This window comes from Streptomyces sp. NBC_01217, from assembly GCF_035994185.1.
GTDB lineage: Bacteria > Actinomycetota > Actinomycetes > Streptomycetales > Streptomycetaceae > Streptomyces.
The window spans coordinates 6,679,039-6,693,435 of record NZ_CP108538.1 but is presented as its reverse complement, the minus strand read 5'-3'; the positions used below and the strand labels follow the sequence as shown (position 1 = coordinate 6,693,435).

Annotated in this window: 15 protein-coding genes; 8 read left to right on the top strand and 7 right to left on the bottom strand. The window is 69.5% G+C overall.

Features of this window, described 5'->3' with window-relative positions:
- Nucleotides 1-50: 50 nt before the first annotated feature.
- The 3 genes from dapF to miaA all read right to left on the bottom strand — a co-directional run bounded on the left by dapF (nt 51) and on the right by miaA (nt 2,521).
- The gene (gene dapF / locus OG507_RS29960) at nt 51-923 is read right to left on the bottom strand and encodes a diaminopimelate epimerase (RefSeq protein WP_327370238.1); all 873 of its coding nucleotides are present in this window, start codon (nt 921-923) and stop codon (nt 51-53) included.
- 114 nt (nt 924-1,037) lie between these two features.
- A complete protein-coding gene (locus OG507_RS29955) occupies nt 1,038-1,475 on the bottom strand; it encodes a hypothetical protein (protein ID WP_327372151.1) in 438 nt (145 codons plus the stop codon).
- A gap of 107 nt (nt 1,476-1,582) precedes the next feature.
- Complete coding sequence (gene miaA / locus OG507_RS29950; RefSeq protein ID WP_327370237.1) at nt 1,583-2,521, bottom strand: tRNA (adenosine(37)-N6)-dimethylallyltransferase MiaA; 939 nt, start codon at nt 2,519-2,521, stop codon at nt 1,583-1,585.
- 239 nt (nt 2,522-2,760) lie between these two features.
- Between miaA and OG507_RS29945 the strand changes: the two genes are divergently transcribed.
- On the top strand, nt 2,761-3,009 hold the full coding sequence (locus OG507_RS29945) for an antitoxin (RefSeq protein WP_327370236.1): 249 nt from the start codon (nt 2,761-2,763) through the stop codon (nt 3,007-3,009).
- Between the two features lie 99 nt (nt 3,010-3,108).
- On the opposite strand, the gene OG507_RS29940 is transcribed toward OG507_RS29945, so the two are convergent.
- Both OG507_RS29940 and miaB read right to left on the bottom strand, forming a co-directional pair.
- On the bottom strand, nt 3,109-3,822 hold the full coding sequence (locus OG507_RS29940) for a class III extradiol dioxygenase subunit B-like domain-containing protein (RefSeq protein WP_327370235.1): 714 nt from the start codon (nt 3,820-3,822) through the stop codon (nt 3,109-3,111).
- 66 nt (nt 3,823-3,888) lie between these two features.
- A complete protein-coding gene (miaB, locus tag OG507_RS29935; protein WP_327372150.1) occupies nt 3,889-5,382 on the bottom strand; it encodes a tRNA (N6-isopentenyl adenosine(37)-C2)-methylthiotransferase MiaB in 1,494 nt (497 codons plus the stop codon).
- Nucleotides 5,383-5,527: 145 nt separating this feature from the next.
- On the opposite strand from miaB, the gene OG507_RS29930 reads away from it, so the two are divergent.
- Nucleotides 5,528-6,526 carry a TAXI family TRAP transporter solute-binding subunit gene (locus OG507_RS29930; RefSeq protein ID WP_327370234.1) on the top strand — a complete coding sequence of 333 codons (999 nt, stop codon included), beginning with the start codon at nt 5,528-5,530 and terminating at the stop codon, nt 6,524-6,526.
- Between the two features lie 12 nt (nt 6,527-6,538).
- Here the strand turns inward: OG507_RS29930 and OG507_RS29925 are convergent, their stop codons facing one another.
- Entirely contained in the window at nt 6,539-7,933 is a 1,395-nt protein-coding gene (locus OG507_RS29925) for a sensor histidine kinase (protein WP_327370233.1), read from the bottom strand.
- A gap of 15 nt (nt 7,934-7,948) precedes the next feature.
- On the bottom strand, nt 7,949-8,641 hold the full coding sequence (locus OG507_RS29920) for a response regulator transcription factor (RefSeq protein ID WP_327370232.1): 693 nt from the start codon (nt 8,639-8,641) through the stop codon (nt 7,949-7,951).
- Nucleotides 8,642-9,015: 374 nt separating this feature from the next.
- Between OG507_RS29920 and OG507_RS29915 the strand changes: the two genes are divergently transcribed.
- The 6 genes from OG507_RS29915 to OG507_RS40495 all read left to right on the top strand — a co-directional run bounded on the left by OG507_RS29915 (nt 9,016) and on the right by OG507_RS40495 (nt 14,325).
- On the top strand, nt 9,016-9,801 hold the full coding sequence (locus OG507_RS29915) for an amino acid ABC transporter ATP-binding protein (RefSeq protein ID WP_327370231.1): 786 nt from the start codon (nt 9,016-9,018) through the stop codon (nt 9,799-9,801).
- A 69-nt stretch (nt 9,802-9,870) separates the two neighbouring features.
- Nucleotides 9,871-10,716: a glutamate ABC transporter substrate-binding protein gene (locus OG507_RS29910; protein ID WP_327370230.1), complete on the top strand. Its 846-nt coding sequence runs from the start codon at nt 9,871-9,873 to the stop codon at nt 10,714-10,716.
- 75 nt (nt 10,717-10,791) lie between these two features.
- Complete coding sequence (locus tag OG507_RS29905) at nt 10,792-11,457, top strand: amino acid ABC transporter permease (RefSeq protein ID WP_327370229.1); 666 nt, start codon at nt 10,792-10,794, stop codon at nt 11,455-11,457.
- Nucleotides 11,454-12,365, top strand: coding sequence for an amino acid ABC transporter permease (locus tag OG507_RS29900; RefSeq protein WP_327370228.1), 912 nt, complete (start codon nt 11,454-11,456; stop codon nt 12,363-12,365). Before OG507_RS29905 ends, OG507_RS29900 begins: the two co-directional genes overlap by 4 nt.
- Before the next feature lie 218 nt (nt 12,366-12,583).
- Nucleotides 12,584-14,206, top strand: a complete 1,623-nt coding sequence (locus OG507_RS29895) for an FAD-dependent monooxygenase (protein ID WP_327370227.1) — start codon at nt 12,584-12,586, stop codon at nt 14,204-14,206.
- Nucleotides 14,207-14,238: 32 nt separating this feature from the next.
- Nucleotides 14,239-14,325: a putative leader peptide gene (locus OG507_RS40495; RefSeq protein ID WP_311307652.1), complete on the top strand. Its 87-nt coding sequence runs from the start codon at nt 14,239-14,241 to the stop codon at nt 14,323-14,325.
- The last annotated feature ends 72 nt before the right edge of the window (nt 14,326-14,397 follow it).

The window sequence follows — 14,397 nt, the reverse complement described above, 5'->3', positions numbered from 1 at the left end:
GAGTCCGGCTCTCGCTCAGCGTGAAACGGATCACCCATTCGAGCGAAGCTCTAGCCGATCGCCGTTTCGAGCCAGGCGGAGTCGATCACACCTTCGGCGACGATCACGGCGGCTCCGGTCATCTCGACCTCGCCGTCCGGCCGCTCGGTGATCACGAGAGTGCCGCCGGGGAGATCCACCGTGTACGTGACCGGGGTGCCGGTCTCCGTGGGGTCGGCGCCGTCCCTGCGGGCCGTGGCGACGGCCACGGCGCAGGCGCCCGTGCCGCAGGAGCGGGTCTCGCCGGAGCCGCGCTCATGGACGCGCATGGCAACATGGCGCGGTCCGCGGTCCACGACGAATTCGATGTTGACGCCGTCGGGGTAGACGGCCGGGGGGCTGAACGGCGGTACGGATCGGAGATCACCGGCGTGCGCCAGGTCGTCGACGAAAGCGACCGCGTGCGGATTGCCCATGTTCACATTGCGGGCGGCCCAGCTGCGGCCGTCCAGGGTGACCGTGACGCCGCTCTCGGGGAGGATCGCGCGCCCCATGGAGACCGTGATGTCACCGCCCTTGTCGATGTGCACCTGCTTCACGCCGCCCCGGGTCGCGACGGCGAGGTCGCCCTCCTCGACGTGCCCGGCACGCTGCAGATAGTGGGCGAAGACCCGTACGCCGTTGCCGCACATCTCGGCGATCGAACCGTCGGCGTTGCGGTAGTCCATGAACCACTCGGCCTCGCCCGCCATGGCCCGCGCCTCCGGATGCGCGGCGGACCGTACGACGTGCAGCAGCCCGTCACCACCGATACCGGCCCGGCGGTCGCACAGCCGGGCGACGAGGGTGGCGGGCAGGTCGAGGGCGTTGTCCGGGTCGGGAACGATCACGAAGTCGTTCTCGGTGCCGTGACCCTTGAGGAAGGCGATCTGCGAGGTGCTCACAGAGCAACTGTACGAGGCACCACCGCCACCCGCCGAAACCGGGCCCCGCGCCGGACGCAGACCCGGCATCGTGTCCGGCGGGGCCGCGTAGCAGTGGTGGGGCCGGCTCGTTCGTCAGCGAAGGCGTGCCACGCGCCAGACCGCCAGGGCGACCAGGGCGGCACACACGGCGACGTACAGGGCGATCACGCGCCAGTCGGACCGCTCACCCGCGCCCCTCTGCGGCAGCCCGGGCCAGGTGTATCCCACGCGGCGGGCGGCCATCATGCCCCAGCCCGCGGCGCAGCAGCTGATCAGCAGGCCCAGCATGGCGACGACCGCGCCGCCGTCGCCGAACTCGAAGGCCAGCGGGAACGCGAACATCAGCGATCCCACTGCGGCGAGCATGACGATCGGAGCGAGCTGCCAGACGCGCAGACGCCGTGCGGGCCGCAGCTCGACCTCGACCTCGGGGGTCACTTCGAGCTCATCGGGCCCGTCGGGGCTCAAGCGTCCTGCCTCGTGCAGCGTGTCCGGTGCGTCTTGTTCCGTGTCGCGAGGGCCGGCCTCCATCGCCACGCGCCCTCCCAACTCGGACTCCACTGGTCGATCGATGCTCGATGATGGCACGCCCCCGGTCACCGAAATGACGGGCAGGGCGTCCCGATGCCATCACGTGATCAGGCTGTAACCGCTCGTTCGACCAACGCCAGCGCCCGTTGCGGAAGTTCTCCGCGATGCTCCGCGGCACCATTGAGCCAGTGGACCCGGGGGTCGCGGCGAAACCATGAGTCCTGACGGCGCGCGAATCGTTTGGTGGCGCGCACGGTCTCGGCGCGCGCCTCTTCCTCGGTGCATTGCCGGGCCAGCGCGGCAAGCACCTGCTGGTAGCCGAGCGCCCTGGCCGCGGTCCGCCCCTCGCGCAGACCGTGCGCCTCCAGGGCGCGCACCTCGTCGACGAGTCCGGCCGCCCACATGCGGTCGACCCTCAGGGCGATGCGTTCGTCGAGTTCTGGGCGGGCCACGTCGACGCCGATCTGGACGGTGTCGTACACCGCATCGTCACCCGGGAGGTTGGCGGTGAAGGGCTTGCCGGTGATCTCGATGACCTCCAAGGCCCTGACGATGCGGCGGCCATTGCTCGGCAGGATGGCCCGGCCCGCTTCGGGGTCGGCGGCGGCGAGCCGGGCGTGCAGCGCTCCGGAGCCGCGTTCGACCAGCTCCTCCTCCAGCCTGGCCCGTACGCCGGGGTCCGTGCCGGGGAACTCCAGGGCGTCGATGACGCCCTTCACGTAAAGCCCGGAGCCGCCGACCAGCACGGGAGTACGGCCCGCGGCCAGCAGCCGGTCGATCTCGGCGCGGGCCAGCCGCTGGTACTCGGCGACGCTGGCCGTCTCGGTGACGTCCCAGATGTCCAGCAGGTGGTGCGGAACGTTCCCTCGTTCGGAGAGCGTCAGCTTCGCGGTGCCGATATCCATCCCCCGGTAGAGCTGCATGGAGTCGGCGTTGACCACTTCGCCGTCGAGCTGCTGAGCTAGAAATACCCCCAGATCGGACTTTCCGGCTGCAGTGGGACCGACGACGGTGATGACCCGCGGCGCGGGAGCTGTACTTCTCACCGCCCCAGTCTCGCAAACCTCCGGCCTTCTTCCCGAACGAGTGAGGTGTCCGGCCCCGGCGGGGAGTCGTTCGCCGCCCCGGGCGGCGCGGATCATCGCCCGTGCCGGTAGAATTCATTAGTGAATACGGGCGTTTTTTCACGGTTTGCCGTTCACCATCAGGGCTGCCTGCCAAGGCCGCCGACAGCAAGGCCGGGGAGGGCGCCCGACCCCAGTCCCCCCAGCAGGGAAGGTGCCCGATGGGCTTCCTGGACAATTTGAAGGCCAAGCTGAGCCCCGCCAAGGAAAAGGTCGGCGATCTCGCGCATCAGCACGGGGACAAGATCGACCAAGGGCTCGACAAGGCCGCACGGACGGTCGACCAAAAGACCAAGGGCAAGTACAGCGACAAGATCGAGTCCGGCACGAGGAAGGCCAAGGACGCGGTCGAGCGCCTGACCCACAAGCACGAGGGTGGTACGCCGCCGGGTACGCCTCCCACTTCCTGAACAAGAACCGATCAACGGCCGTGGAGCGAAGACGCTGCACGGCCGTCATCCGTTTACGCCCGGCTACGGCTGCGGCTCCACGACTGCGGACAGGGAGGCTCAGGACCAGGCGGCGACCAGGTAGCCCACGCCGTACGGCGCGTCCTCGTACAGCAGCTGCCCGCCCAGGCGCGCCCCCTCGGCCGCGCCGGCAAGCACCTGCCAGGGTGCCCGGCCCGCCGCCTTGAGTTCGTACGCCAGCGACTCGTCCAGTGCGATCAGCGCGTCGAGATCCGCCGCACCCAGCGCACGGGCGGCCGCAGCGTCGAACGCTTCGGCGCGGTCGTCCAGATAGCCGGGGGCCTTGACCGTGCGGCAGGCGCTGGCGTCGCCCATCACCAGGAGCGCGACCCGGTCCGCCCCGGCCGCCAGGTCCCGTCCGGTGCTCGCGCAGCGCTCGGTGCCGAGCGGCTCTCCCACGCCGAGCCCTTCGACCGGCGCGCCGGCCCATCGGGCGCGGGTGAGCAGCCAGGCACCGACGGCCAGGGACGGCGGAAGCCGGCGGTCCGCCACCGGACCGAGATCGCGCCCCAGCCGTACGCCGAGGCCGACCCCGAAGCCCTCGAAGGTGCCGGTGGACCCCTCGGGGTGCGGGCCGCGCCCCGCCTCGTCCGCGGGGCCGATCACGATCAGCAGATCGGGCCGGGCGGCGGCCAGCACGCCCAGGGCATCCGCGCAGGCGTTCCGCAGGGCGTCGAGCTCGGGCGCGGCGCCGGCGGCGACCTCGGGGACCAGCAGGGGCGGGCAGGGGCAGACAGCGGCGGCGACAAGCATGGTGGGCAGCGTACTGCGTACGCCCGCTGCGGCCGTCGGCTGCCGTCCGCGTCCTTCCGGTGCGGGTCAGTCGCAACCGCAGCCGGGGGCCGCGGCGGCCGCCAGCGGCGCCGGGGCGCCGATACCGGGCAGTCCCAGCATCACTCCGGCCGGCTTCGCGGCCTCGGCGGTGGTGCGCTTCTCCCAGGCGTCACCGGCCCGGGTCCGGCGTACGCCCACCGGAGCACCCTCGGCGAGGAGGTGGTGCGGGGCCGCGTAGGTGACCTCGACGGTCACCACGTCGCCCGGGCGCACGTCCTCGTCCGGCTTCGTGAAGTGGACCAGGCGGTTGTCGGGGGCGCGACCGGAGAGACGGTGGGTGGCGCCGTCCTTGCGGCCCTCGCCCTCCGCGACCATGACCTCAAGCGTCCGGCCGACCTGCTTCTTGTTCTCCTCCCAGGAGATCTCCTCCTGGAGGGCGGACAGGCGCATGTACCGCTCCTGGACGACCTCCTTGGGGATCTGCCCCTCCATCTCGGCCGCCGGGGTTCCGGGGCGCTTGGAGTACTGGAAGGTGAACGCGTTGGCGAAGCGCGCCTCGCGGACCGCGTGCATGGTCTGCTCGAAGTCCTCCTCGGTCTCGCCGGGGAAGCCCACGATGATGTCGGTGGAGATGGCGGCGTCCGGCATCGCGGCGCGCACCTTCTCGATGATGCCGAGGAAACGCTCCTGCCGGTACGAGCGCCGCATCGCCCTGAGGACCGTGTCCGAGCCCGACTGCATCGGCATGTGCAGCTGGGGCATCACATTCGGCGTCTCGGCCATCGCCGCGATCACGTCGTCCGTGAAGTCGCGGGGGTGCGGCGAGGTGAAGCGGACCCGCTCCAGCCCCTCGATCTTCCCGCAGGCGCGCAGCAGCTTGGAGAAGGCCTCGCGGTCGCCGATGTCGGAGCCGTACGCGTTCACGTTCTGGCCGAGCAGGGTGATCTCCGAGACGCCCTCGGCGACCAGTGCCTCGATCTCGGCGAGGATGTCGCCGGTACGGCGGTCCTTCTCCTTGCCGCGCAGCGCCGGGACGATGCAGAAGGTGCAGGTGTTGTTGCAGCCGACGGAGATGGAGACCCACGCCGCGTAGGCGGACTCGCGACGGGTGGGGAGCGTGGAGGGGAAGGCCTCCAGGGATTCGGCGATCTCGATCTGCGCCTCTTCCTGGATACGGGCGCGCTCCAGCAGCACCGGCAGCTTGCCGATGTTGTGCGTACCGAAGACGACGTCCACCCAGGGAGCCCGCTGGACGATGGTGTCGCGGTCCTTCTGCGCCAGGCAGCCGCCCACGGCGATCTGCATGCCCGGCCGCTTGGTCTTCATCGGGGCGAGCCGGCCGAGGTTGCCGTAGAGCTTGTTGTCGGCGTTCTCGCGGACCGCGCAGGTGTTGAAGACGACGACGTCGGCGTCACCGTCGGAGCCGTCGGCGGCACGTACGTAACCGGCGTCCTCCAGCAGCCCCGACAATCGCTCGGAGTCATGGACGTTCATCTGGCACCCGTAGGTGCGCACCTCGTACGTCTTCAAACCGTCCACTACTCCACCAGCCACGTCGTTGCCGCTCACCCGTCCAGGGTAAGGGCTCCGGTCGGGCCTCGATGATGAAGACCTCTCCGGCGGGCTCACCGCCCCCGGGCTCCGGCCCTGGTCATCGCCGGAACGGGCTGGCAGGATCGCCGTCATGCTCCAGGCACTGTCCCGCATCGGCCGGCTCCGCACCCTTCAGGCGTGCGCCGCCCTCGTCGTCGTGTTCGGGCTGCTGCTGTGGTGGCTGCTCCCGCTCGGGGACCCGGCTCCGAGCGGCACGCTGACCTTCAGCACCGGCGTACGCAGCGGGGTCTACCAGCGCTACGGCGAACGGCTCAAGGGGGACCTGGCGGGGGATCTGCCCCAGGTGTCGATACGGCTGCTGACCAGCGAGGGCTCGCAGCAGAACATCGCGCGGGTGGCGACCGGGAAGGCCGACTTCACCATCGCCACCACCGATGCGCTCGCCACCTATCTGCGCAGCGGCAAGCCCGGCGCCGACCGGCTGCGGGGCTGTGTGCGGCTGTACGACGACTACATCCAGCTGGTCGTTCCCCGGGACTCGGAGGTACGGAAGGTCTCGGACCTGCTCGGCAGACGCGTCGGGGTCGGGCAGCCTGGCTCGGGCGTACGACTGGTCGCGGACCGGCTGATGACGGCCGCCGGGCTCGATCCCGCAAACGATGTGACGCCCGTTCCCAACGGCATCGACACCATGCCGAAGCAGCTGGAGAACGGCATGCTCGACGCCTTCTTCTGGTCCGGCGGACTGCCCACCTCCGCCGTGCAGGAGCTGTCGGACCGGTTCGCCATCCGGCTGGTGCCGCTGGAGGCCCCGCTGATCAAGGAGCTTCAGGCCGTGGGCGGGTCCGCCCGCTACTACCGGTCGGCCGTGATGCCCGCCGACGCCTACCGCAACGCGCAGCAGGGGCAGGCGGTGCCGACGGTCGCGGTCGCCAATGTGCTGGTGACCACTGACCGTACGGATCCGGCGATGACCGAGGCGTTCACCCGGACCGTGATCGACAGCCGGGACCGGATCGGGCGCGAGGTGCACTCGGCCCAGCTGGTGGATCTGCGTACGGCGATCTACACCGATCCGCTGCCGCTGCACGAAGGGGCCAGGCGCTACTACCGCTCGGTCAAGCCCTGATCCCGGCCCCGCTCAGCCCTGCGGGCCCCGGCGCGGCACCGACACCGTCACCCGCAGCCCGCGCGGCTCATGGGCGGCATAGCCGATGGAGCCGCCGCCCGCGGCCAGGAGGGCCTGGCAGATGGAGAGGCCGAGACCGGAACCCTGTACGTTCTGATGCCGGGCACTGCGCCAGAAGCGGTCGCCGACGCGCTCCATCTCCTTCGCGGTGAGGCCCGGTCCGCGGTCGGCGACGACGACCGTGACGTCGTCGCGGCCGGAGGCGACCGTGACGAGGACCTCTTCGTCGGCCGGGGTGAACTTCAGGGCGTTGTCGATGACGGCGTCGAGGGCGCTCGACAGGGCGATGGGGTCCGCCCAGGCGGTCACGGCCGACGAGCCGTCCGTCCTGAGCCGTACTCCCTTCTCCTCGGCGACCGGCCGCCAGGAGGCCACTCGTTCGGCGGTGAGCGCGCCGATGTCCGTGAGCTGCAGATCGGCCGCGGCGTGTTCGGCCAGCGCCAGGTCGAGCAGGTCGTCCAGCACCTGCCCCAGGCGCTTGCCCTCCGTGCGCACGGAGGCGATCTCCTCGCTGCCCTCGGGGAGTTCGAGCGCGAGGAGCTCGATCCGCAGCAGCAGCGCGGCGAGGGGGTTGCGCAGCTGGTGCGAGGCGTCGGCGACGAAGGCGCGCTGCTGCTCCAGCACGTCCTCGACGTTGTCGGCCATCTCGTTGAACGAACGGGCCAGGCGCCTGAGTTCCGGCGGTCCTCCGGAGGCCACGACACGCGATCGCATCCGGCCACTGGCGATGTCGTGGGTGGCCGCGTCCAGGGTCCGTACGGGCAGCAGCACCCAGCCGGCGAGCCGGATCGCGGCACCGACCGCCACCAGCATCGCGACCACTTCGCCGGCCGCGATGAGCAGCCAGCCGCGCAGCGTGCGTGCGCGCATCTCGGAGGTGGGCGAGTCGATGACCACGACGGCGACGACATCACCGTCGCGTACGACGGGTGAGGCGACGACGACCCTGCCGCGCTCCCAGGGCCACACCTGCGGCGGGTCGTGGCTGCGACGTCCCAGGAGCGCCTCCTTGAAGGCCTTTCTCCCCTCGCCCTCGAAGGGGAGCTGCCAGGTGGCCGGGGCCTTGGCCATGGCACTGTCGTCGCGGTAGAAGACACCGGCGCGGATGCCGTACACCGATGCGTAGGTGTCGAGTTCATTGCGCAGGATGCGGCGGCGCTCGTCGTATCCGGGGGTCCGCTCGGCGATGAACTGGGCTAGCGCGGCGAAGCGTGCGGTGTCGTCGATGCGGTCGATGACGACGCGTTGCTGCTGGGCGGCGGCCACGCTCATGGCCAGCGGGAAGCCGAGGGCGAGCAGCACGCTCGCCATGAGGACTATGAGCAGCGGAAGCAGCCGGGTGCGCACCTGGGACGTACGCCTCTACGCAGACGGGGCGACGAGGCGGTAGCCGACCCCGCGCACGGTCTCGATCAGTGCCGGCAGCCGCAGTTTGGAACGCAGGGAGGCCACGTGCACTTCGAGCGTGCGCCCCGTTCCCTCCCAGCTCGTGCGCCACACCTCGCTGATGATCTGCTCCCGGCGGAAGACCACGCCGGGGCGCTGGGCGAGCAGCGCGAGCAGGTCGAACTCCTTGCGGGTGAGCTGGACTTCGACACCGTCGACGCTGACCCGGCGGGTCGGGAGCTCGATGTGGACGTGCCCGAGGCGCAACGCGGCGACAGGAGTGGGAACGGTGTCCTCGCCGGCCGATTTGCGCCGGCTGACGGCATGGATACGGGCGAGGAGCTCGCCGGTGTCGTACGGCTTGACCACGTAGTCGTCGGCCCCGAGGTTGAGGCCGTGGATCCGCGACCGGACGTCGGCGCGCGCGGTCACCATGATCACCGGGGTGGAGGTGCGCTTGCGGATCTTCCCGCACACCTCGTAGCCGTCCTGGTCGGGCAGGCCGAGGTCGAGGAGCACGACGCCGAAGGGCTCCGTGTCCGCGGGCAGCAGCGCCTGCAGCGCCTCCTCGCCGCTGCGCGCGTGCACGACCTGGAAGCCGTGCCGGGCGAGGATCGCGGAGAGGGCGGCCGCGACGTGGTTGTCGTCCTCGACGAGCAGCAGTCTCATGGCCCCCCCCCTTTTTTCCGTAGGTGCGTTTTTTCCATCGGTTCGGTGCCGGTTTCCCGAAGGCGCGGTACCCGTGTGTGTCGGTGCCTCCTCTCGTACGCCCCTCGTCACTTCCCCGTATCGAGGTGTTTCACATCATGGCGTACCAGGGCATCCACTCCGATGACCAGTACGCCAGTCAAGGGCCCACCCGTTGCATCGAGCCATCTGTTATCCACCCGGTACGCCCCGGGCGTCCCGCACGACGTCCCGTTCACACGGAGTGTCCGGTTGCCGCCGGATCGTTATGCTCAATTTCCGCTCAGATGTAATGACGCTGGTCGCACTGCGTCACTAGGGTCCTTCCCAACCGAGGAGGACGGAGCAAGAAGCCGATGAGCGGAGTTTCAGTGACCAAGGGCGCCGAGGACGCCGCACCTGCGGCGGACGACCTTGTCGTCCTGAGCAACGTCAACAAGCACTTCGGCGCGCTGCATGTGCTCCAGGACATCGACCTGACGATCGCCCGTGGCGAGGTCGTGGTCGTCATCGGGCCCTCCGGGTCCGGGAAGTCCACGCTGTGCCGCACGATCAACCGCTTGGAGACGATCGACTCGGGCGCCATATCGATCGACGGCAAGCCGCTGCCCGCGGAGGGCAGGGAGCTGGCCAGGCTGCGTGCCGACGTCGGCATGGTCTTCCAGTCGTTCAATCTCTTCGCGCACAAGACGGTGCTCGAGAACGTGATGCTGGGCCAGCTCAAGGTCCGCAGGACGGACAAGAAGGCGGCCGAGGACAAGGCACGTTCACTGCTGGACCGGGTGGGCGTGGCGACGCAGGCCGACAAGTACCCCGCCCAGCTCTCCGGCGGCCAGCAGCAACGCGTGGCGATCGCACGGGCGTTGGCGATGGACCCCAAGGTCATCCTCTTCGACGAGCCGACGTCCGCGCTCGACCCGGAGATGATCAACGAGGTGCTGGAGGTCATGCAGCAGCTCGCCAGGGACGGCATGACGATGGTCGTCGTCACCCATGAGATGGGTTTCGCGCGCTCTGCGGCGAACCGGGTCGTCTTCATGGCGGACGGAAAGATCGTCGAAGAGGCCACGCCCGACCAGTTCTTCAGCAATCCGCGCAGTGACCGGGCCAAGGACTTCCTGTCGAAGATCCTTCACCACTGATTGATCCTTCACCACCGGTTCCCGCACCGGCCAATCGCTCACATCGCGTCAACTCTAGGGAAATTCATCATGCAGCTTCGTAAGGTCACCGCCGCCTCGGCCGCCGTGCTCGCCCTCGCCCTGACCGCCACCGCCTGTGGTTCCGACGACAAGGACGGCGGCTCGGACGGTTCGGGCGGCGGCAAGAAGATCACCATCGGCATCAAGATCGACCAGCCCGGCATCGGTCTGAAGACCCCGGACGGCAAGTACACCGGCTTCGACGTCGATGTCGCCACGTACGTCGCCAAGGAACTCGGCTACGACGCCAAGGACATCACCTTCAAGGAGACCAAGAGCGCCGACCGCGAGACGGCGATCGAGCGCGGTGACGTGAAGTTCATCGCCGCCTCCTACTCGATCAACGACGAGCGGCTGCAGAAGGTCGACTTCGCGGGCCCGTACCTGCTGGCGCACCAGGACATCCTGGTCCGTGCCGATGACGACTCGATCAAGTCCCCGGCCGACCTGAACAGCAAGAAGCTGTGCTCGGTCACCGGCTCCACCTCGGCGAAGAACGTCAAGGACAAGCTGGCGCCCAAGGCCGACCTCCAGGAGTTCGGCGGTTACTCGGAGTGCCTGACCGGTCTGGAGAACAAGGTTGTCGACGCGCTGACCACCGACGACAGCATCCTGGCCGGTTTCGCCTCGCAGCAGAACTTCCAGGGCAAGTTCAAGCTGGCCGGCTTCAAGATGAGCAATGAGAACTACGGCATCGGTCTGAAGAAGGGCGACGCCGACCTCAAGAAGAAGATCGACGACGCGCTCACCAAGATGGTCTCGGACGGTTCCTGGGAAAAGGCCGTGACGGCCAACTTCGGTCCGGCGAACTACAAGAACGAGCCCGCCCCGAAGATCGGCAACATCGTCAAGTGAAGCAGGGCCCATCCGGCGCGCCGTCCGTGAACGACGGCGCGCCATGCCCTCCTACACGCGGAAGCGCGGGAGATCGTGTTCGACTTTCTTGAAGGTTACGACCTGTTGGGGGCCTTCTGGGTGACGGTGCAGCTCACCGTCTACTCCGCCCTCGGCTCCCTCATATGGGGAACGCTGCTGGCCGGCATGAAGGTCAGCCCGGTCCCCCTGATGCGTGGCTTCGCCACCACCTATGTGAACGTGGTCCGGAACATTCCACTGACCGTGGTCATCGTGTTCTCGTCGCTGGGTCTCTACCAGACCCTGAGCATCAGCCTCGGTGCCAGTGCTTCCAAGGACATCAATTTCCGGCTCGCGGTGCTCGCCCTCATCGCCTACACGTCCGCCTTCGTGTGCGAGGCCCTGCGCTCCGGCATCAACACCGTCCCGGTCGGCCAGGCCGAGGCGGCACGTGCCCTCGGACTGAGCTTCTCCCAGGTGCTGCGGTTGGTCGTCCTCCCGCAGGCGTTCCGCGCGGTCGTCAACCCGCTGTCCAATGTGCTGATCGCGTTGACGAAGAACACCACGGTCGCCTCCGCGATCGGGGTCGCCGAGGCCTCGTACCTGATGAAGGGCATGATCGAGGCCGAGGCCCAGCTGATCCCGATCTCCGCCGTCTTCGCGTTCGGCTTCATCGTCCTGACCCTCCCGACCGGCCTGATTCTCGGCTGGGTGAGCAAGAAGGTGGCGGTGAAGCGATGACTTCCGTTCTCTACGACGCCCAGGGGCCGCGCGCCAAGCAGCGAAACATCCTGTACACGGTGCTGTTCGTCCTGTGCGCGGCAGTCGTGGTGTGGTGGGTGTACGACGGCCTCGCCGAGAAGCACCAGCTCGACTGGATCAAGTGGAAGCCCTTCTTCACCAGCTCCCAGCCGTGGGAGACGTACATCTGGCCGGGCCTCCAGAACACGCTCAAGGCAGCATTCTTCGCGCTGATCATCGCGCTGCCGCTCGGCGCCCTGTTCGGGATCGGCAGGCTCTCGGACCACCGGTGGATGCGGATGCCGGCCGGGGCCGTCGTGGAGTTCTTCCGCGCCATCCCGGTGCTGATCCTGATGATCGTCGCGAACGCGGTGTACTCCGAGTACACCAACATCAGCGCCGACGTACGTCCGCTGTATGCCGTGGTCACCGGCCTGGTCCTCTACAACGCCTCGGTACTCGCCGAGATCGTGCGGGCCGGCATCAACTCCCTTCCGCAGGGCCAGACCGATGCGGCCAAGGCGATCGGTATGCGCAAGGGCCAGACCATGGTGTTCGTGCTGCTTCCGCAGGCGGTGACCGCCATGCTGCCCGCGATCGTCAGCCAGCTCGTCGTGATCGTGAAGGACACCGCGCTCGGTGGTGCGGTGATGACCTTCCCCGAACTGCTGGCCTCGGTCCGCCCGATGAGCGCGAACTACGGCGCGAACACCATCGCGTGCTTCACCGTCGTCGCCGTGATCTTCGTCGCCGTGAACTTCGCGCTCACGTCTTTCGCGAGCTGGCTGGAACGGTGGCTCCGGCGCACGAAGAAGGGCACCGGTGCAGCGGCCGGTGCCGGGCCCGGGGGCGGTCAGGAGACCATCGGTGCTCCGGCGCTCGTCGTCGATGACGGGCGCGCCGCCTGACGGATCGTCGATTTTCGCCCCCGAGGGGCGGTGGCGCGTCTGCCACCGCCCCTCGCCGCGTTCCGGTCTCGCTTGACGCAAGCAGCGGCAGTGGGTTGCATACGTTCTGTGATCGCGCACCGAGCCCCCGCCGCCACACCTCCTCCGCCGCCTACACCGATCCCGCACTGTTCGCTCCTGCCGTCCGCGTCGTCCGTACGGATCCGAGGAGCCGCGTCGTGGACCCGGTGATCGTCGTCGGCGCCGGGCCCGTCGGTCTGGTGCTGTCGCTCGCTCTCGCCGCCCAGGGCGTCCCCTCCGTCCTTCTCCACGAGGATCCGGCCAAGGCCGAGACACGTCCCGCCCGTACGGTGGTGCTGCGCGAGGACACCGCGGCCCTGGTGGAGCGGCTCGGCTGCAAAGCGCTCAGGCACAAGAGCATCCGGTGGTCCGGCTGGCGGTCCATGCGGCGCAGGCAGCTGGTGCGTGAGCTGCCGCTCGGTGAGGCTTCCCGCGACGGCGATCCGCTGCCCGCTCCCGTCCATCTGCCGCAGCACGTCCTGACGAGCGGACTGCGGGACGCGGTGGCCGCACAGGAGCTGGTGCAGGTCGCCCCGTACAGCCGGATCGACAGGCTGGAGCAGGACCCTGCCGGGGTCACGGTGCACACCAGGGAGCCGAACGCGACCTGGTGGCGCGGGAGTTATCTGGTGGGCTGCGACGGCGCCAGGTCCACCGTACGCAAGCTCCTCGACATCCGTTTCCCCGGGCGTACGGCGGTGGAGCGGCATGCCGTCGCCGCGCTGCGCACCGAGCTGCCCTGGCCCGGGCAGGCCGTGCTGCACCGGCTGCCGCCATGGCGCACCGGCGGCGCCGAGGTCACCGCACGGCCGCTGCCGGACGGCGCCTGGCGGCTGGACTGGCTGCTGCCGGCGCGTAGCGAGCTCGTCACCCCGGACGCCCTGATCACCCGGATCCGGGACACCCTGGCGGGCTGGTGCGGCGAGACACCGCCGTACGAGCTGCTGGACACGGGCGTCTACACGCTGCACCACCGGCTCGCCCTGCGCTGGCGGGTCGACCGGGCGTTTCTGGCCGGGGACGCCGCCCATCTGCTGGGCGCACTCGGTACACAGGGGCTCGACGAGGGACTGCGGGACGCCGAGAACCTGGCCTGGAAGCTGGCCCTGGCCTGGCATCAAGGCGCCTCCGACGTACTGCTCGACAGCTATCAGGCGGAACGCCGGACCGCGGTCGCCGCACGGCTGCGCGCCGCAGACCAGTCGCTGCCGATACTGCGTGGCGGCGGCGGTCTGCGGACCCTGGTCCCGGGGAGCGCACGGGGGCACGACTCGCTGCTCACCGACGGACATCTGGGATCGGGCCCCCTCGGTGCGCCCCCCGCGTACTCGCACTCGCCCCTTGCGCCCCCACGCGCCGAGGCGCACACATTCGTGGGTACGCCCCCGGGTGCGCCGGTCAGTGATGTACGGGTGACGGCGCCCGACGGCACGACCGTGCGGCTGCGCGAGCGGCTGGGGCAGGGGCATCTGCTGGTGGTCCTGGTGGCGCCGGGGACCGGGGTGTGGGACAGGCGGCACTGGATGACCGCGGGCGTCATGCCCCGCCTCGTCGCGGCTGTCGACGCACTGCCGGTGAAGGGCGAGCTGCTGGTGACCGAGAGCTATCCGGGGGCATCGGCGCACACCGTGCTGCTGATCAGGCCGGACGGTCACCTGGTGGCGTCGTTCGGCGGGGTACGGCCCCGGGAGCTCTACGCGGCGGCGGACGCGGCACGCGGCGGCGCGGCACGCAGCTCCGTGCGTGCCGAGCGTTCCGACCAGACGGCGGACATCAATTGACCATCGCAGGCGCACATGGTGTACTCCGAAACGTGACCGACACCGATGTGCGCCTGTGGCGGAGGGTCCATATGGACCTCCTCCGCTATGCGGGCTGCGTGTGTCGCCCGTCCTGCTGAATCGCCTCTTCCTGCCGCGCCGTGCGCTCCGTCGTACGGCTGTGCATCCGCGCGAACCCTCAGGACGGTCTC